This window comes from Endozoicomonas sp. OPT23, assembly GCF_009653635.1.
Taxonomy (GTDB): Bacteria; Pseudomonadota; Gammaproteobacteria; order Pseudomonadales; family Endozoicomonadaceae; genus Endozoicomonas_A.
The window spans coordinates 126,162-149,862 of the sequence record NZ_PPFD01000002.1; the positions used below are offsets into that span (position 1 = coordinate 126,162).

General features: G+C 46.7%; 21 protein-coding genes. 9 read left to right on the forward strand and 12 right to left on the reverse strand.

Annotation, left to right across the window (positions count from 1 at the left end; genetic code table 11):
- Window positions 1-172: 172 nt before the first annotated feature.
- Window positions 173-511, forward strand: a complete 339-nt coding sequence (locus tag EOPP23_RS02450; RefSeq protein WP_153764402.1) for a 5-carboxymethyl-2-hydroxymuconate Delta-isomerase — start codon at window positions 173-175, stop codon at window positions 509-511.
- A 47-nt stretch (window positions 512-558) separates the two neighbouring features.
- Here the strand turns inward: EOPP23_RS02450 and hisA are convergent, their stop codons facing one another.
- Window positions 559-1,314 (reverse strand): phosphoribosylformimino-5-aminoimidazole carboxamide ribotide isomerase, encoded by a 756-nt coding sequence (hisA, locus tag EOPP23_RS02455; RefSeq protein WP_153764403.1) that lies wholly within the window; start codon window positions 1,312-1,314, stop codon window positions 559-561.
- A 174-nt stretch (window positions 1,315-1,488) separates the two neighbouring features.
- On the reverse strand, window positions 1,489-2,979 hold the full coding sequence (locus tag EOPP23_RS02460; protein WP_153764404.1) for a glycoside hydrolase family 125 protein: 1,491 nt from the start codon (window positions 2,977-2,979) through the stop codon (window positions 1,489-1,491).
- A gap of 136 nt (window positions 2,980-3,115) precedes the next feature.
- Between EOPP23_RS02460 and EOPP23_RS02465 the strand changes: the two genes are divergently transcribed.
- Window positions 3,116-3,985, forward strand: coding sequence for a S1/P1 nuclease (locus EOPP23_RS02465; protein ID WP_153764405.1), 870 nt, complete (start codon window positions 3,116-3,118; stop codon window positions 3,983-3,985).
- A gap of 9 nt (window positions 3,986-3,994) precedes the next feature.
- On the opposite strand, the gene EOPP23_RS02470 is transcribed toward EOPP23_RS02465, so the two are convergent.
- The 3 genes from EOPP23_RS02470 to EOPP23_RS02480 form a co-directional block, all read right to left on the reverse strand.
- On the reverse strand, window positions 3,995-4,723 hold the full coding sequence (locus EOPP23_RS02470; RefSeq protein WP_153764406.1) for an META domain-containing protein: 729 nt from the start codon (window positions 4,721-4,723) through the stop codon (window positions 3,995-3,997).
- Window positions 4,724-4,867: 144 nt separating this feature from the next.
- Window positions 4,868-5,248, reverse strand: a complete 381-nt coding sequence (locus EOPP23_RS02475) for an SET domain-containing protein (RefSeq protein WP_153764407.1) — start codon at window positions 5,246-5,248, stop codon at window positions 4,868-4,870.
- 166 nt (window positions 5,249-5,414) lie between these two features.
- Window positions 5,415-7,295, reverse strand: coding sequence for a DEAD/DEAH box helicase (locus tag EOPP23_RS02480; RefSeq protein ID WP_153764408.1), 1,881 nt, complete (start codon window positions 7,293-7,295; stop codon window positions 5,415-5,417).
- A gap of 164 nt (window positions 7,296-7,459) precedes the next feature.
- Between EOPP23_RS02480 and EOPP23_RS02485 the strand changes: the two genes are divergently transcribed.
- On the forward strand, window positions 7,460-7,726 hold the full coding sequence (locus EOPP23_RS02485; protein ID WP_153764409.1) for a hypothetical protein: 267 nt from the start codon (window positions 7,460-7,462) through the stop codon (window positions 7,724-7,726).
- A gap of 67 nt (window positions 7,727-7,793) precedes the next feature.
- On the opposite strand, the gene EOPP23_RS02490 is transcribed toward EOPP23_RS02485, so the two are convergent.
- Window positions 7,794-8,369: a lysophospholipid acyltransferase family protein gene (locus EOPP23_RS02490; protein WP_153764410.1), complete on the reverse strand. Its 576-nt coding sequence runs from the start codon at window positions 8,367-8,369 to the stop codon at window positions 7,794-7,796.
- Window positions 8,370-8,522: 153 nt separating this feature from the next.
- Here EOPP23_RS02490 and EOPP23_RS02495 point away from each other — a divergent pair, with 153 nt between their 5' ends.
- The 4 genes from EOPP23_RS02495 (at window position 8,523) to EOPP23_RS02510 (ending at window position 12,560) form a co-directional block, all read left to right on the forward strand.
- Window positions 8,523-9,167, forward strand: coding sequence for a TetR/AcrR family transcriptional regulator (locus EOPP23_RS02495; protein ID WP_153764411.1), 645 nt, complete (start codon window positions 8,523-8,525; stop codon window positions 9,165-9,167).
- A gap of 189 nt (window positions 9,168-9,356) precedes the next feature.
- A complete protein-coding gene (locus EOPP23_RS02500) occupies window positions 9,357-11,069 on the forward strand; it encodes an AMP-binding protein (RefSeq protein WP_153764412.1) in 1,713 nt (570 codons plus the stop codon).
- A 138-nt stretch (window positions 11,070-11,207) separates the two neighbouring features.
- Window positions 11,208-11,903, forward strand: a complete 696-nt coding sequence (locus EOPP23_RS02505; protein ID WP_153764413.1) for an MBL fold metallo-hydrolase — start codon at window positions 11,208-11,210, stop codon at window positions 11,901-11,903.
- A gap of 225 nt (window positions 11,904-12,128) precedes the next feature.
- Window positions 12,129-12,560, forward strand: coding sequence for an H-NS family nucleoid-associated regulatory protein (locus tag EOPP23_RS02510; protein WP_153764414.1), 432 nt, complete (start codon window positions 12,129-12,131; stop codon window positions 12,558-12,560).
- Window positions 12,561-12,683: 123 nt separating this feature from the next.
- Here the strand turns inward: EOPP23_RS02510 and EOPP23_RS02515 are convergent, their stop codons facing one another.
- The 5 genes from EOPP23_RS02515 to EOPP23_RS02535 form a co-directional block, all read right to left on the reverse strand.
- On the reverse strand, window positions 12,684-13,406 hold the full coding sequence (locus tag EOPP23_RS02515; RefSeq protein WP_194842466.1) for a DsbA family protein: 723 nt from the start codon (window positions 13,404-13,406) through the stop codon (window positions 12,684-12,686).
- Window positions 13,407-13,541: 135 nt separating this feature from the next.
- Window positions 13,542-15,656, reverse strand: a complete 2,115-nt coding sequence (locus EOPP23_RS02520; RefSeq protein WP_153764416.1) for a protein-disulfide reductase DsbD — start codon at window positions 15,654-15,656, stop codon at window positions 13,542-13,544.
- 460 nt (window positions 15,657-16,116) lie between these two features.
- The gene (locus EOPP23_RS02525) at window positions 16,117-16,881 is read right to left on the reverse strand and encodes an SDR family oxidoreductase (protein WP_153764996.1); all 765 of its coding nucleotides are present in this window, start codon (window positions 16,879-16,881) and stop codon (window positions 16,117-16,119) included.
- Between the two features lie 314 nt (window positions 16,882-17,195).
- Window positions 17,196-18,989, reverse strand: a complete 1,794-nt coding sequence (locus EOPP23_RS02530; protein ID WP_153764417.1) for a sodium:solute symporter family protein — start codon at window positions 18,987-18,989, stop codon at window positions 17,196-17,198.
- 1 nt (window position 18,990) lies between these two features.
- Window positions 18,991-19,272, reverse strand: a complete 282-nt coding sequence (locus EOPP23_RS02535; RefSeq protein ID WP_370514588.1) for a DUF4212 domain-containing protein — start codon at window positions 19,270-19,272, stop codon at window positions 18,991-18,993.
- A gap of 396 nt (window positions 19,273-19,668) precedes the next feature.
- Between EOPP23_RS02535 and EOPP23_RS02540 the strand changes: the two genes are divergently transcribed.
- A complete protein-coding gene (locus EOPP23_RS02540; protein WP_153764418.1) occupies window positions 19,669-19,929 on the forward strand; it encodes a hypothetical protein in 261 nt (86 codons plus the stop codon).
- Window positions 19,930-20,025: 96 nt separating this feature from the next.
- The gene (locus EOPP23_RS02545; RefSeq protein ID WP_153764419.1) at window positions 20,026-21,435 is read left to right on the forward strand and encodes an APC family permease; all 1,410 of its coding nucleotides are present in this window, start codon (window positions 20,026-20,028) and stop codon (window positions 21,433-21,435) included.
- 124 nt (window positions 21,436-21,559) lie between these two features.
- Here EOPP23_RS02545 and EOPP23_RS02550 read toward each other — a convergent pair whose 3' ends face one another.
- A complete protein-coding gene (locus EOPP23_RS02550; protein WP_153764420.1) occupies window positions 21,560-23,563 on the reverse strand; it encodes a DUF1302 domain-containing protein in 2,004 nt (667 codons plus the stop codon).
- Between the last annotated feature and the right edge of the window lie 138 nt (window positions 23,564-23,701).

Sequence of the window (23,701 nt, forward strand, 5' to 3'; positions counted from 1 at the left end):
TCGAATGTCCGAGTACTTATGTCAGATTAAGATAAACGACCGTTTGAAAACAAGTCGTATTCTGCACGTTGCTCTTTTATTCTTCAGAAGCTTGAAAGCAAAGTGCTTTATTGACAGCAGGGAGCAGTCAGTAGAGAGTGGGTAAGCTATAAAATGGAATATAAGAGTCGTTATGCCCCACTGTATTGTTGAGTATTCTGCAGAACTTGAAGGCGATCTCAGTATCAGCCAGTTAATAAACACTGCTCATGAAGCTGTTTTGTCTTCGGAGTTGTTCCGTCCTGAAGACACTAAATCTCGTGCTTATCCGTGTTATCAATACAGAACAGTCAACAGTGATGACTCGTTTATTCATGTCGTCGTTAAGATTCTTCCAGGACGAGAAACAGAGATTAGAAACAGTTTGAGCCAGTCAGTGTTGTCTGCAGTCAGCAAGTTTGCTTCTGATGTGAATATTGTCACGGTGGAAGTGGTTGATCTGGATGAAAGTTACACAAAAGTAATTCGTTGAATGTTTGCTAATGGAAGGTGAGCATGCCCGACCTTCCTTCTCAATCTTTATTGCTGACAGTATTCAACCACATCCTGATAAGACAGCTTGCCACCAAACAGGTCCAGCGCACTGCCAATGGTAATGTGCACTTTTCCTTGTCCGGTTTTATTTACGTTTTCGATATCTGGCAGTGTGGTAATACCACCGGCATAAGTCACGGGAATAGGGGAGTGTTCAGCAAGTAATGAAACCAGTTTCAGGTCAGGCCCCTGCATCATTCCTTCAACCGAAGCCGCATGTACCAGAAATTCATCACAGTATTCAGCCAGCTCCTGTAGTGTTTCCTTGCTGACTTTAGTATCAGTAAAATTCTGCCAGCGGTCAGTAACAATAAAATAGTCGTCGTCTTTCGCCTTGCAGGATAAATCCAGAATCAGCCTATCTTTGCCCACCGCAGCAACCAGCTTATGCAGGTTCTCAAAGTTTATTTTGCCATCCTTGAAAACATAGGATGTCACTATGATGTGGGAGGCTCCCATAGTGATAAACTCTGCAGCATTCTCAGCGGTTATCCCTCCACCTATCTGCAAACCTCCGGGCCAGGCTGAAAGGGCTTCTCTCGCTGCTTCGTCATTGTCAGGGCCCAGTTTAATGATATGACCGCCTCGAAGGTTGTCTTTCCTATAGAGGTTGGCGTAGTCACCGGCAGACTGGTCACTTTCGAAATTAACCGTGGCGGAGTTGTCCTGATCTTTCAGGGTACTGCCTACAATCTGTTTGACCTTACCCTGATGGAGGTCGATGCAGGGACGAAATTGCATGCCGGAAAGTCCTGTTGTTATTACCCTTACGGGTATTTATTTCAATGGCGCAGAGTAATCTAACACAGCGATAAGTGTGTAGACGCACGTAATCGAATATTAAATGGCTATATCCCCGCCGATGGCGGGGATATAGCTTAGAATTCATATGTTCGGGTACTTGGTGCATCAACATCAGTGAAATGGCCGCTTTATTTGAGTCAACAAGTCAGAGTCACTGTTCAGCAGCTCGACAATCAGCTCGGAGAAGGCTGCGTTTCCCCAACCAAAGTCTGATCTCGTGTAGTCGCTGTATGAGTCATCAGGGTAACTTTCGTGGATCAATCCTGTAGTCCCTGTTGAGTCGAGTAACGCATAGATGAGTTCGATTTTTTCAGCTGGATCATTACTGGTTCTGGTTTGAGATATCAGAGACAGAGGCCATATACGGCCACTGCCAGTATGCGGGCTGCCAACGCCGCTTCTTACTGAGTCTTCACCAGTAAAGTAAAATGGGTTGCTAGTCTGGTTCAGAATATTTGGGCGGGTATCGGTGTAACACTTTTCTGAATAAACACCTTTGGCAAATAAAGGCAGCGATAACAGGGAGGGGTAATTAGCATCATCGATGAAGAAGCGACTACCAAAACCGTCCACTTCATAGCTGTACTGACAGTTTGAATCAGCTGCCTGCAGGGTTCCATATGTATTAATGGCTTCAGTAATCTGTGCGGAAAGCTGAGTCATTCTGGCTCTCAGTTCATCGTTTGCCATGCCTAGCTGTTGGTAGATCTCAGCCAGTTCCGACAGCTCATAGGCCAGCATGCTGTTTATTGGAATATTAAACGGCAGTTTGCTGGCATCATCACTGGGGCGAAACAGGGTTCTAACCATCCCGGTTACTTTTTCCGGGATACCTGTTCCGTTTTTAAGTGTGTCCAGGTCACCGGCACCAGGGCGAACAAAGTAATAATAAAAAGGGGAGTTCGGATTCTTCAGTATCGTCGCGTCTTCGGTCCAGGCTGTGAGTAGATTAATCAGTGAGGTCGTGGTCATTGCCCAGTTGAGACCTTCGTTTAATAGCTCTGAAATCTGTTGGCCGCTCGCGGAAGTAAGAAGTATTCGTTGCAGTTTTAAGTGAGCTGCCAGAGAGTCTGGTTCGAATTTTCTTTCATAGACGTTTCCTTGCATTCCCGGGCGATTGAATTGCCCATAGGTCTTATCGTTCATATTGGGAGATGAGTCACCACCAGGAACGACAAAGGCATTGGCAAAAGGGTCTTCTTTCAAAAACTCTGACTGAGAATTAACTAGACCGACGAACAGACGGAACAGGCGTTCATCTTTAGGTACCAGAAAGGCAAGAGGCGTAAGCTGGTTGGTACTGTCCCTGATCCACATAGCTTTGATATCACCGGTCACTATATAAGTTCGCAGGTCAGTTAAACTCGAATCCTGATCGACATTTTCATAAAACACAGTGTTATCGAGGGTATAAGCAAAGGTATTTTTAAACAGTTGTGCAAGATCTTTGTCAGTAATCACTGGAGCGTAGCGAAGGAGATAACTCTCCACCGCTTCAGAGGTGAATTTTTTTGTTGCAGGCCTGATATCCGGAACACTGGCATTCGTTTGAGAGAATGCAAGCAGCAGTACCATCATACAAAGGCATAATCTTGTTTTCATAATTGGCCTCTTTCTTGGTTGACTGATCACAGCACATTATTGGACTAAGCCGTGCTAAGCCGTCATACAACAAAATAATTCAAAATCTTTGGCTATGCTGAATTTAAGATAAACCGTCAGAATCAGTGGAAAGACAATGCTACGTCTCCTAATTGCTGTGACCTTTCTTATATCTTCATCTGTTTATGGCTGGTTTGATGCTGCTCATATGACCAGTAGCTGGATCACCTGGCAGAACCTGAAACCTGATGTTCGCAGAGAGGTAAAACTGCTGATCAGAGAATTCCAGAATGTAGAACCTAAAACGGATGACTTTGTCCGGTCTTCATCGTGGATGGATGGTGTTAAGGGAAGGGGGTTATGGGTAACAGGCTATTGGCACACAATCAGTGAAGAAAGTGTTAAGAATGGGAAGGTCCATGGGCCGTATCAACAGCACGGCGTCTGGTTGGTTAATGAAGCGGTTGATACCCTGTCCAGTACCAAATCAAGCATGTTCAGTCGCGCTTTTATGCTGCGAGCTCTGATTCATGTCAGTCAGGATCTTCACAGCCCGATGCACGTTTGTGATGATCGCGATGACAGGCCTGAGAGCAGTAAAAAGTGTTATAAGGCGTTCAGAATCAGCCCGGTTAAGTTCCATGACGAAACCATTGATAATCTCGCTAGCCTTTGGGACTCAGGTGTTTTGGCATTCCCGCCGGACAGAATGGAAGACAAAAAAGCTAATCGGAATATTGCTCGCTTCTCAAAGAAACTGTTAGCTCGTACTGATAAAGCAGCCCTGCCTGATCTCAATGAGTTAAATCCTCTGAAGTGGGCAACGGAAAGTCTGGAAATTCAAAAGCAGTTTGCTTTGAAAGGTATTCGATCAGGCAGTGCCTTGAGCGCTGAATATATAAAAGAAGGACAAAGAATATCTGAGCAAAGAATCGTTATAGCAGGCTACCGATTGGCTAACCTGCTGAACCACATTTTTGAGAAAAACAGTGAGCTTGGGTCGTAATATGATGTTTTAAGGGCTCGGAATATTCACTGCGTCAGTGACGTGCCCTTGAGAGATCAGCTTTCCTTTATGCCTGACCTCTGCGTACACAGAATAGCTGTGCCCTGTCTGTACTAGTGATGGCGCATAGGGTAATTCGAACTGAAGCGGTGCGTCCAGACGATGTTTTAGTCTGATTTTTTGCTCGCCAATCAACCCGTAACGATTGCCAGGTTTACCGTTATCCCGCAGTTGTACTCTAACCATGGTTCCTGCCGGGAAAGAGCCCTTGGCGGGTTTGACCTTACCGCTGACAACTTCGGACTCTGGTATAAATACCAGTTTTCGATTCATATCACGATTGTTGATGATCAACCTGTCATTGGACATCAGCATCTGGTCCACACCTTGAAAAGCAGACAGGAAGCGGTCTTCCTGTTGCATGATTTCAGGCAGGCAGAGTAGGCGAGTCGAGCCGGGACGAACCAGAGTCAGCTCGTTATTCTTGATTTTATAGTTACCAAAGTAATTGTTGCAGGGACCTTTACCTTTAAAGCGGCCTTCTGTTGCTCCCTGAACATCAAACGTCAGTGTTACTCTTCTACTGTCTATAGGCGGTTGACCATCAATATTTAAAAGTACCCAGGTTTTTTCCTCAACAGCTGCCGGAGTGACCACTGCACCTTCCTGAAGCATGCCACAGGCAGTAATCATACTTCCTGCAGTCAGCAGCAAGCTGTATCGACCGAGTTTCCACATGATATGAAGTCTTCCGCAGATGAGCCCTACGACAGTGTAGCAGCAATGAAAAAGAGCAAGCGCCTAATTCTGGCTGTTAAAAATATGGGGAACTATCCTGAAGATGAAAACAGCCGAGTACATAAACCTTGATTAAGATAGTGGTTATTTTTGCCAGTCAATTTTACCCCATAGAGGTGACTGATCCATGGGAGACCCGTTGTAGTTTATGGTGATTTCTTCATTAGCAGGAATATTTTTTATGGCCAGAAACTCAATGACACCATCATCCATATCCAGACGATAAAGGGCGTTGGGCGTATAAGAGTGGTTGTATATGGATCCCAGTCCAAGAGCAAGAGCACCGGCTTTCATCTCTTTTCCCCAACTGAAATAATAGTTATAGAGCTCGGTCTGGTCGATATTTTCAAGTTGCTCTGGCGGAAGTTCAAGAACAGGGCAGCGTTCGATAATGGTTTCCCGCTGAATTTTCTTGTTGGAAAAAACACCACGTCCTTTCCCTGACGAATGAGAGACATAAAGCATATGGGCCTGCCTTTATTATTCTTTTATGGCAATTCTATCGGCCTTTTTCGGAGAGTCATACTGCGAGTGGGTAATGTGGGTAAGGATAAGAGAGGAGAGGCAGGCATAAAAAAAAGGCAGATCAAATGATCTGCCTTTCTGCAAAGCTAACGACAGGACTGATTAATCAGCTCTGTGTTTCTTTACGAGGACGACGCTGACGGCGTTCACCACCGCGATCGTTTCTTTCACCGCGCTGCTCACCACCACGACGAGGGCTGTCACCCTCACGACGTGGGCGACGAGGTGGGCGGGAGTCACGCTCACGACCATCATCAACCCAGGCACTGAGTTCCAGAGCCTTGTTGCGAACTTTAATGCTCTTCAGGTTATCCAGAGTGGAAGCATCTACGCCTTCTGGCAGGTAGATAGAAGAGCAGTTGTCAAACAAACGGATATGACCGATGTCACGACCGGAGATCTTGCTCTCGTTAGCAATAGCACCCACCAGGTCTCCTGGAGTGATGCCCTGGTCACGACCAACGCTTACACGATAGCGAACCTTGCCTTCATTGTCTTCACGACGGTCACGACGAGGACGTTCAGCTCTGTCACCACGATCAGCACCGCGACGATCGCCTCTATCACCGCGACGATCGCCTCTGTCACCGCGATCATTGCGATCATTGCGTTCACGACGCTCGCGTTGTGTACGCTCAGGCTCTTTGCCATCCGGGAACGGACGATCTTTCTGAGCGAGGAAGCACAGCGCAGCCGTCAGATCTTCAGGGCTCAGATCATTTTCTGTCGCCAGTTCACCCACGATTTCGCGGAATGTGTCCAGCTGTTCACCCATGTCCAGGGCTTTCAGAACATCGTCCTTGAACGCCTTGATGCGCACGTCACGAACATCACGCATGGATGGCAGGTTCATGGTTTCGATGCGCTGACGGGTAGCCTGTTCGATAGAACGCAGCATACGACGTTCACGGTGCGTAGCGAACAGAATCGCAACACCTTCACGACCGGCACGACCAGTACGACCGATACGGTGAACGTAAGCTTCGGTGTCGTAAGGAATGTCGTAGTTAACAACGTGAGACATACGCTCAACGTCCAGACCACGAGCTGCTACGTCAGTAGCGATCAAAATGTCCAGAGAGCCTTTCTTCAGACGATCTACTACTTTCTCACGCAGAGCCTGACTCATGTCACCGTTCAGGGCCGCTGCTGCAAAACCACGAGCTTCCAGCTTTTCAGCCAGCTCCACAGTAGCAGTCTTGGTGCGAACGAAGATGATCATGGCGTCGAAGGCTTCGACTTCCAGAATACGGGTCAGTGCGTCCAGTTTGTTGAAACCGCTGACCATGCACACTTTCTGAGTGATGGTATCAACAGTGGCAGTCTTCGCCTTGATCTCAACAGTGACAGGGTTGTTCAGGTGCGTGTCGGCAATTTTGCGGATCTGACGTGGCATAGTGGCAGAGAACAGTGCAACCTGACGTTCTTTAGGTGTCTGCTCCATGATCCATTCGATGTCATCAACAAAGCCCATGCGCAACATTTCGTCGGCTTCATCGAGAACCACGGCCTTGAGGCCATCCAGCTTCAGGCTGTCACGACGCAGGTGGTCCATAACACGGCCAGGAGTACCAACGATAACGTGAGCGCCGCGTTGCAGGCTGCGCAGCTGGCCACGCATGTCAGCACCGCCGTATACAGGCAGTACATGGAAGCCTGTCATGTTGCGAGCATAAGTTTGGAAAGCTTCAGCTACCTGAATAGCCAATTCACGGGTTGGTGTCAGAACCAGAACCTGTGGCGAGCGCTGTTTCAGATCGATCTTGGACAACAGAGGCAGTGCGAAAGCCGCCGTTTTACCGGTACCGGTCTGTGCCAGTCCCAGCAGGTCTCTGCCTTCCAGAATGTAAGGGATACTTTGAGCCTGGATAGGGGATGGCGTTTCGTAGCCAACGTCCTGCACAGCTTTCTGTACCGCTTCAGACAGCGGGAGGTCAGCGAAAGTAATGGATGGTTGTTCAGTTACGGTTGAGTCGTTTTCAGACATCAAGTGCTCCGAGAAAATACGCGATGATAGAGATCAGTGCGTTTGCGATAGACAGTCTGACTCGCAGCCGGGGCAAATGGTTCCGGTCTTATGCTGTGAGCAGTCTCTGGGCACACTGATCAGCCTTTCTTTTTTCATAAAAGAGAGGCTTTTACTGGGTGTCCATGACTTCGTTGAGAATCCCGATTGAGGGGGCAGGACCGGCCAAAATGGTTGGCGTGATTACGCACAAAGCCGGTCGAAACGGAGTACCAGGACATCTTGCAAGAACGGTTGTTTTGATCTGGATCAATGTTCGTTCTGCAGAAAGCCGCACATTCTATCGCTATTTTTCAGCAATAGATACTGTTTTTGGCCGCTATCTTACAGGTGTTTATGGCTACCATTTTGTTGCTTGTCTCCCTGTGAGAGTCGCAGTAGATAAGGAATAACCAATCTGCTACCTGCTTTTGAAGGCTACAGATTGGTTATTTTTTGATACTTATCCATTTAATGGCTTTAAAACTGATGAGGAATCTTGCCGCTGATGTTTTTATAGAAAGCCTGAATCTCTTTAAGATCTGCTTCATAGTTACCCGTGGTGTGGAACATAGGTCCAAAACCACCCAGTTTCTTTTTAAAATCCAGAAAGCCAAGGGCAATTGGTACACCAGCACCATTTGCTACATGGTAGAAACCACTTTTCCACTCCTGAACCTTACTGCGAGTGCCCTCTGGTGGAATGGTTACCACCAGGTTGTCCGATTCATTAAAGCGATCAACGACCTGTTGAACCAAGCCTGTTTTTTGACTTCTCTCAACCGGAATACCACCCATCCAGCGCATGACAGGGCCTGCAGGCCCTTTAAACAGGGTGTTCTTTCCCATCCATGACACCTTGATGCGGTAGGCAAAGGCGATGGCAATCAGAAACACAAAGTCCCAGTTACTGGTATGCGGCGCTGCAATCAATACATATTTTTTGGCTTTAGGGTATTCCTCAGTCATTTTCCAACCGGCCAGCTTTAACCCAATCAGGGAAATGGCACGGAAAAAACTATTGATAACCGGGGTGTCAAAGATTGTACGACTCATCTAACTGGCTGACCGAATTGAAAAATGCTCGGGAATTATACTATTGAAGGAATGAAAGTATATGAATCAGACAGAGACTATCTGAATGGCTGATTTTTGTTTATTCCAGCCTAAGTAGAATAGCTGGGCACTCTATTTGCTGGAAAAAGAAATATGATAAATCAGCAAGTTACTCTCAACAGACGAGAGCCAACCCAGCAGCGTTCCAGAAAGATTGTTGCTGCAATAGTTCAAGCCTGTCGTAAGATTCTCAAAAATGAAGGCCCCGATGCTCTCAATACTAATTACATCGCTGAAGTGGCTGAGGTGAACATTGGCTCACTTTATCGCTGGTTCGATAATAAAGAGAGCATCGTCGCTTACACCTATGAGCTGATGGTGGCTGAAGAGATTGATTCCCTGATGCCTCTGTTCAATGAAATCAGCCAGGACGTAAAACCCGATGAGGCCATTGTCTATATGGTCGATACGCTACTGACTGCGCAGAAACGGTTTGTAAAGCTACATCAGTATTTTTATCAGCAGCACCAGTCCGAGTATTACGTGGGCAGTCAGCCTTATATTGATGGTCAGCAATCCTGGATGCAGGCTACAGGGCAATGGATCAGCGATGTGATTGGCCGTCATCATTCAGAACTCTCTCCAGAGCAGTGTCGATTTAAGGCCTTCATCCTGACCAGAGCTATAGAAGGTGTGATGTTGTCTGCCGTAACCGATGATCCTGATATTCTTGAGCAGGAAAAGTTCCGTGAAGAATTACTGAAGTTGGCTCTTCTGTATCTATTTTCGCGAGATTAGACGTCAACTTCTTCTTACGTATACGAACAAAAACGTTCAAGTATTCATCTCAAGCAGGTATGATTCTGTTCCAAACAAACGTTTGAATGTTGGTCTTACTCAACATATCGACGACGACACAGGTACATTTCCAAGCAGTGAACTCGTGCCTGACAACCAGATTAAAAATAATAAAACGAGGGTTGATTCATGGATGCCAGTTTCTGGAATGGCAAACGCGCACCCGGCATTTCCGATCAGGTTGACCTGAACCGCTTTGATAACCTGCAGGCACTAATCGCTGATGCAGTCTCAAGGCATGGAGATAAACCCGCTTTTACCGGAATGGGTCAAACCCTGAGTTTCAAGGATATAGACCGTCTCAGTGATCAGTTTGCAGCCTGGCTTCAAAACCACACGACACTTGAAGCAGGAGATCGGGTTGCGATTCAGATGCCCAATATCCTGCAATATCCGATCGCCGCTTTCGGTGTGATTAAAGCGGGTATGGTAGTGGTTAACACCAACCCTCTCTACACCGCTCGAGAGATGAAACACCAGTTTAATGACTCCGGTGCAAAGGCGCTTATCTGCGTCAATATTGTGGGGCATCTGGTGGAAGATATTCTTGCTGAAACCGGTGTTGAGCATCTGGTGGTTACCGGCTTGGGAGATTTGCTTTCCTGGCCAAAGAGGCCCTTTATTAACCTGGCGGTGAAGCACCTGAAAAAAATGGTGCAACCTTACACTTTGCCAACGGCTTTGAGCTTCAGAGACGTATTGGGGCTGGGAGCAAAGACGCAATACCAGCCAGCAAAGGCTGTCTCTAAAGACCAGCTAGCTGTGCTGCAATACACTGGGGGAACAACAGGTGTCGCAAAGGGAGCCATGCTGACTCATGGAAATCTGTTGAGTAATGTGTTGCAGACAGAGTCCATGCGCGGCCAGGTGTTTGCCGATGGTTCGCCGTACACTCGGCCTGAAGGCGATACTGTTGTAGCACCGTTGCCTCTGTACCATATCTACGCGTTCACGGTGCATATGCTGTCGTACTTTTCTTTGGGTGCACATAATATTCTGATTGCTAACCCAAGAGATATCGACGGCTTTATCAAGGCGATCAAGCCCTACAAACTGGATTCCTTTATTGGTCTGAATACCCTGTTTGTCGGCCTGATGAATCACCCTGAGTTCAGCAGTCTTGATTTTTCTGAGTTGAAAATCACAACCTCGGGTGGCACTGCTCTACAGCAATCAACAGCGGACCGTTGGCACAAGGTTACGGGCTGTCGTATAGGTGAAGGTTACGGGCTGTCAGAGACTTCGCCAATCGTTTCCGTTAATCCGGGTGGTGAGTATGTTGAAGATGGAACTGTCGGTGTAGCTATGCCTTATACATCGATCAAGGTTGTCGACGATGAAGGTAAAGAGCTGTCTTTCGGTGAGGCGGGTGAGCTTTGTGTTCAGGGCCCTCAGGTGATGGCCGGTTACTGGCAGCGCCCGGAAGATACCGCAGAAGTACTCAGTGATGATGGCTGGTTTAGAACTGGCGATATCGCTGTTGTTCGAGAGGATGGTTATATCAGTATTGTTGACCGCCTGAAGGACATGGTTCTGGTTTCCGGCTTTAATGTATATCCCAATGAAGTTGAGGATGTAGTGTCTCGGCATGAGAAAGTACTGAACTGCGCGGCCATAGGTATTCCAGATGAAAAGACCGGTGAAGCGGTTAAACTTTTTGTTATTCCTCAGGACAAAACAATTACCGAGCAGGAGTTGCAGGCATTTTGCAGGGAGCAGCTGACAGCTTATAAAGTGCCTCGTAAGATCGAGTTCAGGGATGAGTTGCCTATGACTCCCGTTGGTAAGGTACTTCGAAAGGATCTGCGGGCAGAGGAGCTGAAGAAAACCGAGCCGGCATAATTAAATCTGAGCCAATGGTAGAACACCGCTAGTAACAAGCACCGTCATTGGCTCATTTTGCTCTTTATTGCATCACCCCTTCGATTTTTATCCTATCCTGAAGCTGCAGTCGGTTATGGCTAATTGGTACGAGGCAGTATGTTTTTTCGGCAGTATTTTGATACAGAGAGTTGCGCGTTTAGCTACTTATTGGCTGATAAGCAAAGCCGAAAGGCCGTGATTGTTGACTCTGTAAAAGGACAGACTGAACTCTATTTAAATCAGTTGAAGGAATTATCCCTGAATTTAAAAATTGTTATGGACAGTCATATTCATGCTGACCATATAACGGCCTCTGGTTTGCTCAAAAAAGAAACAGGGTGTCGTCTTCTTCAGGGTGAGCCGTCCTATTCAGAAGGGGTCACAGATACGTTTAATGATGGTGATTTAATTCAGTTAGATGCACTGGGAATCAGAGCAATACATACTCCTGGTCATACTGACGACTCCTATTGTTTTTTTATTGATTGTGAATCCAGACCAATACTTCTAACAGGAGATACTCTCCTGATAAGAGGGACAGGGAGAACGGATTTTCAAAATGGCTCTGCCAATGAGCAATATCATAGCTTATTTGAAAAGTTGAAAAAGCTACCAGAGCATACAAGAATTTACCCGGCTCATGACTACCATGGAATGACAGAAAGTACTCTGAGAGAAGAGTTTGAGTGGAATCCGAGGTTAAAAGTCTCGACTAAAGAAGAATATATAGAGCAGATGAAAAAGCTTAATCTTCCAAAACCGGCTCGCATAGATCAGGCAGTGCCGGCAAATCTGAAATGTGGGATAGAGTGATGTTTAAACAGTTTAAGATATAACGAACAGATACGGTTCAAACATCGTTCTATTTGGATAATCGTCAATAGCTTTTTTTTGTTTTTTTTATTGGCTCCATTTATTACTGTCTGTATCTGTTTTGTTTTTTAATTGCCATAACTCTTATTTGACGGTTTACAGCAAATCAGGGCAATGTTATTTTCGCACCTGCCCGTAATGCCCTTTTTCTCGGTTTAATAAATAATGAATATTTTTGAAGAGTCCCTTAATGTCCTGAAATCAAAAATGCAGTTGCGAAAACTGTTTCAGGATATGCATGTCGAAGACCTGGAAAGCATAATTAAAAGAGTCGAAGCTATTCACCAGGAAAAGGTGGACGAGTCCGAGGCTAATGAAGAAGAAGTTCAGCGTAAGCGTGACGACATTGCTGCTGTCATCAGCCTGATGTCTGAAAAAGGTCTGTCCATGGACGACATTGCAGGTGCAGCAACTGAAGAGAAGCCTCACAAAGGCAAGGGCAAGCAGCGTCAGCGTTACAAGTTTGAATATGAAAACGGTGAAGGTTCCCGTGTTCAGTGGGAAGGTGCAACGACCGGCCGTATTCCTGCAGACTTCAACGAATACCTGACTCGCTCCGGTAAAAACCGTAAAGACTGCATCGTTTCTATTCTGTAATTGATCACGGAAAAAATGAAATGATAAAAAACCCGGCTATCAGTGCCGGGTTTTTTTGTTCTCGAAGCTGCTTCGAAGCTTTACTCCAAAAGCGAGCTGTTCAAGCTAGCTCTTAAAAAATGATTACTTAAGACGCTTGGCAATCATCTCTTTCAGCGCAGGCATCTGGGTGTAACCCTTCAGAACCTGATCAGAGAAAACCAGTGCTGGTGTACCTCTGATGCCTAGCTCCTGAGCCAGCTGTATGTTTTCCTGAATCTTCTTCTGAACCTTGTCGTCAATCTTCAGGTTGTCCACGTCGACACCTTCAGCCTTCAGTGCTGCTTTGATAGAGCTGCTGGAATGACGGCCAGGCTTGGAGATCAGGCGATTATTAACCGCGATGTATTTTTTCTTGTCCTGCTGGAAAACAGCCATGGCATAGTTGGCAGCTTCCAGAGACTCAGGGCCCAGAATAGGCAGCTCTTTAATCACAACCTTAACATCCGGGTTTTCTTTAACCAGTTGTTGCAGTACAGGGTCCTGACGCTTGCAGTAGCCGCAGTTATAGTCAGAGAACAAGGTGATGGTCAGTTTGGCGTCAGGGTTGCCAATAAATGGCGAGTCTGGATCGTTAAACAGCAGAGCGTTACGGTCTTCCAGAGTCTTGGACTCGGCATGCTGTTGAGCCATGGCTTCACGCTTGCGGTATTCGGTCATGGCTTCGATCAGAATTTCAGGATTCTTGATCAGGGTTTCACGAACCAGATCTTTAACCTGTTGTTGCTGTTGGTCATCCAGAGTTGCAGCGCTCAGGCTGCTTGAGGCCAGCAACATGGAACCGGCAAGAAAGAGTGCTTTTTTCATATCTCTCATCTATGAGTTGTTAGTATTTTGCCCACTGTGTGTTTGGACACCTGCAATCGAATGTTCATACTATTTGTGTACCCGCCGAAGGCGGGTACACAAATATTGAGATTCTTTTGTCAGTGTTTGCCACACTCACTGGGAAGAAACCTTATTTACTGCATTCACAACAGAATCCGAGCTTAGAATTACCGGTAAAGGCAGGCCTTTTGGTGCATCAGGGCCGTAGACTATATTAAACGGCACACCAAAGCGTCCGTATTTTTGCAGAAACGCACTGATCTCATCGGATGGACGAGTCCAGTCGCCTTTCATCAAAATTATATTGTCTTTCTGCAGCAGAGTTTGAACTGGGTCGTTATCTATTACCGCCAGCTTGTTGGCTTTGCAGGTCACACACCAGTCGGCAGTCACATCGACAAAGACTGTTTTACCTTCGTTGACCAGCGTGGCTATCTGAGCTTGGTTTAGTGGTTGCCAGTTCAATACTTCTTTCTGTTGCTGATTTCTAGGCAATGAACCTGTCAGCCAGCCAGTGAGTGCGACAGAGGAAAGTGCCAGTGCCAATGCCAGCGAAACAGCTTTGGCCTTGCTCCAGTTAGGCTTGAATCGAATGACTATGGCAGTAAACAGTAATGTAGAAACAAAGAGCATAACCAACGCCAGCCACTGAATATCCACGAATGCTTTCAATAGACTAAACAGCCAAAGCATGGTTGCTATCAGCATCAGTGCCAGAACACGGCGCAGGTTAACCATCCACATGCCTGGTTTCGGCATCCACTTCAGCAGGGAAGGTCTTGCAGCAATTAAAATATAAGGCAGTGACAGACCCAGACCCAGAGCCGTGAAAATCAGGAACAGTTCAAAACTGCTGCTGGAAAGAGCGAAGGCTACTGCAGTGCCAAGGAATGGAGCCGAGCAAGGGGTGGCTAACAGTGTCGCAAACATGCCCTGTACAAAGTGACCGGCAACACTGTCATCGCCAGCTTCAGCGACTTTGGTGGACATAAAGGAAGGCAGACGTATCTCAAACACTTCCAGAAGGTTGGCAGCAAAGAGAGCCGTGATGGCAACCATAAAACCAATAAACCATGGATTCTGGAACTGAATGCCCCAGCCAATACTGCCGCCAGTGATTTTCAGAATGAAGAGAAAACCGGCCAGAATCCAGAAGGAAAAAATAATGCCTGCGGCGGACGCCAGAAACTGTTGACGTGTTTTCGACCGCTTCTGTCCTGCGGCCTGAACGACAGAGGACAGCTTCATTCCGAGCACAGGCAGCACACAGGGCATCAGGTTTAGTATCAGGCCTCCCAGCAGGGCAAACCCCAGCATCAGAATCAGGCTGGCGCTGGTTACCTCTTCAGAAGATACAATACCCTCAATTACGTTTATTGATTGTTCACTGGCATTGTTGCCATTGATCAGAGTGATCGTGAGATTTTTATCTTTAAGCTCAAACTCACCCAGCCAGCTGGAAACATCCACGGTAGCATTGAGTTGAGATCCATCTGTTCGAACGGCAGGAAGACTGAAAGAGATATCTTCCAGGCCATCGATAATGACATCGGTTTTTTCATTCCAGCCCGCTGTTGACTGAGCGGCAATCTCAAGCTGCTTAGTCACTGGATCAAATACTGCTTTCTCAGCGCTGATACCAGTGTCAGGCATTAAAGCAGGAACTGTGGAGAGTGCCCGATCAATCCTGAAGGAAGCGTTTGTATCTGATTTCAGCTGAGAAGGTGTGAAATCCAGCTGAATATCGTAATCAGTCAGTACACAAATGGTTGTGCAGGAGGAGAGTCTCAATCGGCCATTCAATGCTACAGGCTGATTAAGGTCATGTACTTTCAAAATCAGTGGGAAGACGGCACCGTTTTTATAACCGAGAGTATGGAGCCCAAGCAGTTCAATTCTGTGCGGTAAAGGCCAGAGCCATTCAACGCTTTCGAGGTTCTTACTCCCATTTGGAGAGTCTATTTTCCAGTCGATAACGGGAGGAATGCCCGCATCTCCCGGTGAGCGCCAATAGGTTTTCCACTCACCAGACAATTTCACATCCAGTGCCGCAGTAACCGTTTTATCCTGTGGATTAATTTCACCAGACAGTATCAGCTGAACCTTGGCTTCCGGCTGCTGTGGATTAATCAGCCAGTCTGTGGATAGTGCATAACTTCTGCTGACAAAAGAGCACAGAAAAAGGGTCAACCATAGAAGGAAAACCTGTGGCCGAAAATGCGTATTCATGAAACTCCAAAGATACTGCCTGGGTGTAAATAAGTACCCAGCGTACGAATCAGCAATTTAATATTCGATTACGTGTGTCCACACGCTTAACGTCGGGTATAAACAACATACGTTAAGTATCCAGTTTTGGATGCAAAAACAATGATTATTTCAGTTCGTAGACAAATCTGGTGATGCAGATCTTCCGGGGAGTGGTTTGTACTTATATTAAGTCATTCGACTTTCGTTATTTCTTTCAACAGAAACCCTGATCAACCCTCTGGATTTCCTGTGGATAACTTCTGAACAGTTGATGTCTACTGAGCTTAACGTTCTGATCAAAAAATGATCAATCATTGGTTTGTTAAATGACCAATAACTTCTACCATCCGTAGTATTACGGAAAGAAGAAGTCACTGACATCGTTTGTCAGACTTTCACTTTTTATGACGTGATTTTTTACATGAAAGTATCTGATTCATCAGTTCTTTCTGTCGACTGTGAAAGGAGCAAACGCCTGCTGAACCGGCATCATTTCCATGGTGTTGATATTGACGTGAGCAGGGCGACTGGCGACCCAGTAAATGGTCTCGGCAATATCATCGGGAGAAAGAGGCGTCATACCGTCGTAGACGTTGTCAGCTTTAGTTTGGTCACCATCAAAACGAACCACTGAAAACTCGGTCTCAGCCATTCCAGGCTCAATGTTGGTTACGCGAATACCGGTTCCGAGAAGATCGCTGCGCAAGTTCAGGGAAAACTGTCGAACAAAAGCTTTGGTTCCGCCGTAAACATTGCCGCCCGGGTAAGGGTAGGTGCCAGCAACTGAGCCCAGATTGATAATGCTGCCGGAATTGTTCTTCTTCAGAGCAGGCAGCAGGGCGTGGGTCATATGAACCAGTCCCTTGATGTTGGTATCAATCATATCCATCCACTGCTGTGTATCACACTGGTCAGCAGGCTTAGTGCCCAGTGCCAGACCGGCGTTGTTGATCAGGGTATGAATATCGGAGAAGGCTTCAGGCAGGTTATCCACAGCTTGTTTAATGGCTTGTTCATCACGAACATCCATTTGAATAGTGTGTACCGGACAGTGGTCTGACAATTCAACTTGCAGTTTTGCCAAACGCTCCTGACGGCGGCCAGTAATCACCAGTTGCCAGCCGCTTTCTTTAGCAAAACGGCGGGCGCAGGCTTCACCAAAACCGGAAGTCGCACCGGTAATAAAAACTGTTTTTAAACTCAAGCCTGACTCCTGAATATCAATGTAGGTTGGGTAGAGCAGAGCGAAACCCAACACGCTAACATGGAAAATTAATAAATCAATGTTGAGCTTCACACTACTCGGCTCAACCTGTGACTATGACTGTAAACCGTCACAGTACTTTAATAAGTACTCGGACATTTGAATTCGTATGCATTTCCCCGCCTACGGCGGGGAAATGACAATCTAATATTCGATCACGTGTGTCTGCACACTTACGGAAACAAAAAAGGCGGACTTAAAAAAGTCCGCCAATTGGATGAAACCGGTTGAATGGATCAGGCGATCATATCAACTTATGCATTAGCAGTTTGACCACCTTCTACAGGAGCGGCTGCATTGTTGCTGCTTGGTACACGGATTTCTTCAACCAGGTCCTGAATGTGCTGTGGTGGCGGCGCAGTCAGATGGCAGATTACGAAGGAAACCGAGAAGTTGATGATCATACCCAGAGTACCGATACCTTCTGGAGATACACCGAACCACCAGTGTTCAGGATTGTTATCCGCAGGGTTAACAAACTTGAAGTACACAATGTAGGCAAAGGTGAATGCCAGACCGGCGATCATACCGGACACAGCACCTTCACGGTTCATGCGCTTGTAGAAAATACCCATCAGGATGGCAGGGAAGAAAGACGCCGCTGCCAGACCGAACGCGAAGGCAACTACCTGCGCCACGAATCCGGGTGGATAGATACCGAACAAACCGGCTATTACTATTGCTGCACCTGCCGCTATCCGTGCTGCCAGCAGTTCCTGTTTATCAGAAATATTGGGAGCAAGGTTCTGTTTCAACAAGTCATGGGATACCGATGTTGAAATTACCAGCAACAAACCGGCTGCTGTAGACAGGGCTGCTGCAAGACCACCTGCTGCAATCAATGCGATAACCCAGCCTGGCAGACCTGCAATTTCAGGGTTAGCCAGTACCATGATGTCACGGTCTACATAGAGTTCGTTAACGCCTTCAGTCGGAGCATTGTTGATCAGACGCTCGCCGCTTTCACCACGTTCGTCGGTGAAGGATGGCTTACCAGCAAAAGACTTACCGGCAGTGTACTGAATCTTGCCGTCTTCGTTCTTATCAACCCAGGCGATCAGACCGGAGTTTTCCCAGTTAGAGAACCACTTTGGCAGTTCTTTATAGGACGCTTCACTTACGGTGTTCAGCAGGTTGATACGGGCAAAGCTGGCTACTGCAGGAGCAGTGGTGTACAGAATCGCAATGAACAGCAGAGCGAAACCGGCAGACTTACGAGCATCACGTACTGTTGGAGTGGTGAAGAAGCGTACGATTACGTGTGGCAGACCGGCGGTACCGACCATCAGGGCCATGGTAATAAAGAATACGTCGATGGTTGATTTAGAACCATCCGTATACTGGGCAAAGCCAAGTTCTGCCGAGAGCCCGTCGAGCTTTTCAAGCACAGACATTCCCGTTCCTGTCACTTCTGAACCAAAGCCCAGCTGTGGGATTGGGTTGCCGGTGATCAGCATGGAGATGTAGATCGCAGGAACCATAAAGGCAAAGATCATTACACAATACTGGGCTACCTGGGTGTAGGTGATACCCTTCATGCCGCCGAGTACAGCGTAGAAGAATACGATACCCATACCGATCAGTACGCCACTGACGATGTCCACTTCGAGGTAACGGGAGAATACAATACCTACGCCGCGCATCTGCCCTGCCACATACGTGAAGGAGATGAAGATAACGCAGATAACCGCCACAACACGGGCGATCTGGGAGTAGTAACGCTCACCAACAAAGTCAGGCACAGTAAACTTGCCGAATTTGCGCAGGTAAGGTGCCAGGCACATGGCCAGCAGTACATAACCACCGGTCCAGCCCATCAGGTAAACAGCACCGTCACGGCCTACAAAAGAGATAATACCGGCCATGGAGATAAACGACGCTGCCGACATCCAGTCAGCACCGGTTGCCATACCATTGGCAATCGGGTGTATGCCTTTACCGGCAACATAGTATTCACTGGTGGAGCCGGCACGGCTCCAGATTGCTATACCTATGTACAGCGTGAAGGTCACGCCTACAAACAGGTAAGTTAATAATTCCGTGCTCATCTTACGCGTCTCCTTCCTGAACGTTGTACTTACGGTCCAGCTTGTTCATTTTCCATGCGTAGACATAGATCAGAATCACGAATGCGTAGATAGAGCCTTGTTGGGCAAACCAGAACCCTAGTGGGAAGCCACCGAGCTGGAACTGGTCAAGGAAGTCGACGAAAAGGATGCCGGCGCCAAAAGAGACGGCAAACCATATTACAAGCAATTTTAGAAGGAGACTTACATTCTCCTTCCAGTAGGCGGCGGCCGCCGTTTTTTGTTGATCTTGTGAGTGAGCCACTGAAAGCCTCTCCTATTATAATTTTCTTATTCGAGATGCGCCCGCTAACAGTATCAGGAACGAGGTTTTATGCCTTTTCGACTTTAGTCTGAATTTTACTTTATTCCTCACGTAAGTAATTGCCGTTGAAGTCATTTCAAACGATTGTTTAATTGCTGCAGATCAATTTCAGGCAAGTGATTATCTTCAATAATGAAGCCAACCAATATCCACGGTCGAAAGGCTTGATGATCAAAGTGGTAGTCATCTTTCAGTCATTATTTTCAGACGGACTACCATCAGAGTTGCAGTACAAACCTCCGGTCGCAGTTTTCCCCTCGCAGAGTCAGGCTGCACTTTAATTCATTCTGACTCCGCCGATAAATCCAGCTCCTTCAAATAACAGGGAGATTTAAAATGAAACTGATTGCTCTGACTGCAGCTGCACTGATGATCGCCATGCCGTTTGCCCAGGCTGATGAAAACAAAGCCAAGACTGAAAACATGGTCTGCTACCCAATGAATAATACTGCAGCACCTATTACCGGTGTTGAAGTGGGACAGTTCACTTCTACATTTACGCCTGCTTTCTTTATCAGTAGTGAGCGTGACTACATGGCTTGTCAGGATATTGCGAAGAGAAAAGGCGGTGTGGTCATTATTGACCCAAATGCCTGATAATCGAACCTGACATTTATCCCTAAGCCCGGTATTCTGCCGGGCTTTTCAATTTTATCTATTCTTATTTATATGCCCTCAACTGGAAAACCTGTGATGGATCACTCATTGTCTGAGTCCGATCGAAAACGAATTACCCTCGAAAAGTCTATTAACCCTGCAGGCGTCCTTGCGTTAGCAACCGGATCTATTATTGGTTTTGGCTGCTTTATCCTTCCTGGCAGCATGCTGCAGATGGCAGGACCTTTGGGAGCTGTGCTGGGTATTTTACTGGGTGGCTTAATCATGCTGATCATAGGAAAAAGCTATGGCTATATGATTGCCAGGCTGCCCGTTTCAGGTGGCGAATTTGCTTACGCTTACCATGGTTTTGGTCGCAACCATGCTTTTGCCTGTGGCTGGTTCTTAGCGCTTGGCTACGTCAGTATTATTCCGCTGAATGCAACAGCTCTGACTTTGCTGGTACAGTTTATCGACCCTGACCTACTCAGTTGGGGCTATCTATACAGTATTGCCAATGATGATATTTATCTGGGTGAGCTGGTGTTGGCCGGTGGTGCGATTCTGTTATTTGGCTTTCTTAATATTATTGGCTCAAAGTTGGTCTCGCAGACGCAAACTTATATGGTGGCGATGCTGATTATCGCTGTTGCCATTATTGCTTCTGGTGCAGCAACGTCTGATCTTTCATCTGCTGCTCATCTGACCCCATTCTTTAGTCAGGAAAGAGAGGCTTGGGCTGGGGTTCTTAAAATTCTGGCCATTGCTCCTTTCTTGTTTGTTGGTTTCGATACTATTCCTCAGTCAGCGGAAGAGTATGAATTCAAGCCAGCACTGGCCAGTAAACTGATTACTTACGCTATAGTCGTCGGCTCTTTGATTTATGTTGCGGTACTGCTGGCAACAGCTGTGGTGTTGCCTTGGCAGGAGCTGGTTGCCGAAGATCATGAATGGTTTACCGGTTTCGCATTGGAAGCCGCAGTGGGTAAGACGGGTATTATCTTTCTGGCCGTTGCGATCAGTATGGGGGTTTGCACCGGTATTAATGGCTTTATGGTTGCAACCAGTCGGCTGCTGTTTTCCATGGGGCGGGCAAAGGTGCTTCCTGACTGGTTTACCAAAGTGGAAGGTGAACACCATGTGCCGCGGCATGCCATTATTTTCTCTGTGCTATTAGCTTTAGTCGCTCCGTTGTTCGGTCGCAATGTGATTATCTGGGTGGTGGATATGGCCGCACTGGGTACTGCTTTTGGCTATATGTACACCTGCTTCAGTGCCTGGAAGAATGGTAGAAAGTTTGTGTCTCTATTAGGAGGGCTACTTTCTTTTGGCATCCTGCTGTTACTGACCGTCCCAGGAAGTCCTGGTGTAATGGCAGAAGAAAGCTGGTGGGCGTGCTTGATCTGGCTGGTTCTTGGAGCGGCGTTTTATTGGGGAGAAAGGAAGAAGCTTGCAGGTATTTCAAAAGAAGAAATGGATTATCTGATCCTGAATAAGAAAAACTGATAGAAAGAGTTGGAAAGCGGAGTTAATAAAAGGCCAGAGATTGATGAATCTCTGGCCTTTATCTTTGTAGAGGCTATGTAGAGGCTATGCCCTAACAAGCATTGCCCAGTTAGAGTTTATTCGATTAAAACTTGTAACCAACAGAGCCGGTAATCACACCTTTACGCAGAACGTTCTTGGCATCACCACCCCAGGTCAGCTTACCAATTACATCGTTGTATTCAGCAGTCAGACCCATATTGATCTTCTTCTCACCTTCTTCAAAACGACCCAGACGGTGGGAGTTACCCTTGAAGTCATGAGTCCAGCGGAAAGTGGATTTCAGGTTCAACCCCTGCATACCAACGTTGTTCCAGTTGGCGCCCAGCATCAGGTTGTAACCCATGCTGAGTTTGTCGAGGCGATCGTCGGCGGTCTGGTCTGGATTCGCTTCAGTAGCATAAGCTTCAGCGCCCTTTGCAGTGTAACGGTCAAAATCATCAAGACCGGAGATCAGCTCGAAAGCGCCTTCAGCAACTACGTACATCAAATCTGTGCCAAGTACTGCGCCAAAGGGTTGAACGACAGAAAGGGAGCCATTATAGAGCTCTACTTCTTTAGAGTTTCGATACCAGCTGCCGTAATTGGTGTATTCTCGGCCAGGTTCAGCAAGGGATGGATTCATTTTGCCACCACCTAAAACTTGTCCGGCGCCAACTGTAGCTTGATACAAAATGTCATCAGGGTGATCTACATAAATTGGAGCATTTGGTCGGTAGGTTAACTCGCCCGCAATTCGCGTATAGCCAAATACTTTGGTATTGAATGTCAGGCCATATACTTCAATACCCTCAGGATATGCTGTAGTCGCAGTGACGTCGTTGTTTAACATTCCCAGAGCAGCTAAGGTGCCAGCAGTTTTTCTGATACCAGCTGCACTATCAATTCCCAAAAGTGGAAGTAAGGCAGTTTGTCCACTTAATGCAAGGTTTTGAGCCAGTTGAGTTAAGGATGCGCCAGCTGCTTGAGCTCTTGATCCAAGATTCTGGACGGCATTTTCATCCAGCTTTATATCAATGAACTGTAGTCTGGAGTTGTACTTCGCGTAATGAAGCCCAAACTCTGTATCTTTAAGAAATTCAGGTTTGTAGTTCAGTTTGAAGCCAAACTGATCTTTGTCTTTAGCGTTACTAGTAGTCAAATCTGCAACTTTGAAAAAGTCGCCGGTTGGTTTAATGTCTGCAGCACCAAGAGCACCTGCAAATAGCTGGTTTTTTAAGCCTTCAGGAAGCTTGCTATAAGCCAAATCCTGCCCCGGAACGAAAATATCCAGATTAGATCCAAAAGTACCACGGCCCAGTGATACAGATTTTTCCCAGTCATACTGAATAAAGCCGGAAGCACTCAACTGGTCGTTGAATTTGAAGTCCATCTGAACCATACCCTGAGGCAGGAGCAGATCATTGTCTGAACCGGGAATGCTGTTCAGGGCAAAGTCATAGGCGTTCAGGTTCTTGAGACCGCCACCGTAAAACAGGGTCTCGCCCCAATCCAGAGTCTGGTTACCAACACGCAGGGTGAATTCTTCGCCACCGGAAAAGGTGTGGCTGCCATAAACATAGGCTTCCTGAAGTTTTACACCACGACCCTGGTTGTCTTTTACTTCATCACTCCAGCCGGAGAAGGTTCCGGTCTGATCACCCAGTACATCAGGGTATTTCGCAAAGTCTTCGGCGTTATTTTCCGCCCACTTGTTTTTACCATTGATCAGGACGTCGTCGTAAAAAGCAGTACCACGAACAAACAGGCCGTAGTTGTCTTTTTTCAATTCCAGGGTAGAAGACAGTTTGAGGGCTTTGCTGACAAAACCTCCATCAAATGATCGAAGGCCATCATTAGAGTTTCGACCACTGGTTGGTGCACCAGTATTACTGTCAGTTGTAGTCTCATACCCTTTCAGGTCATATTTTGTACCAACCGAAATGGTTGTATTCAGAGAACCTTCAACAGAACCATCAGCCAGATCAAAGTCATAGGCATGAGCGGGAGCTATCAGCATAGAGCCGGCCAGCATAAATCCGGCGGCGGCAGGTGCCAGCATCAAACGGCCACGAGGCGTTCGTGCAGTCAAGGGGGTTACATCTTTCATGTATGGGATCCTTGGTTTTATTATTATTTTTTTTGTGTTGGTTTTTCTTATTGTTTGGTCAGTAATAGTTACTTATTCAAACAGTTGTTTCAAGACGTTCTAGGGCATTTTATAGTATTTTTATTGCTTGTTTCTAAC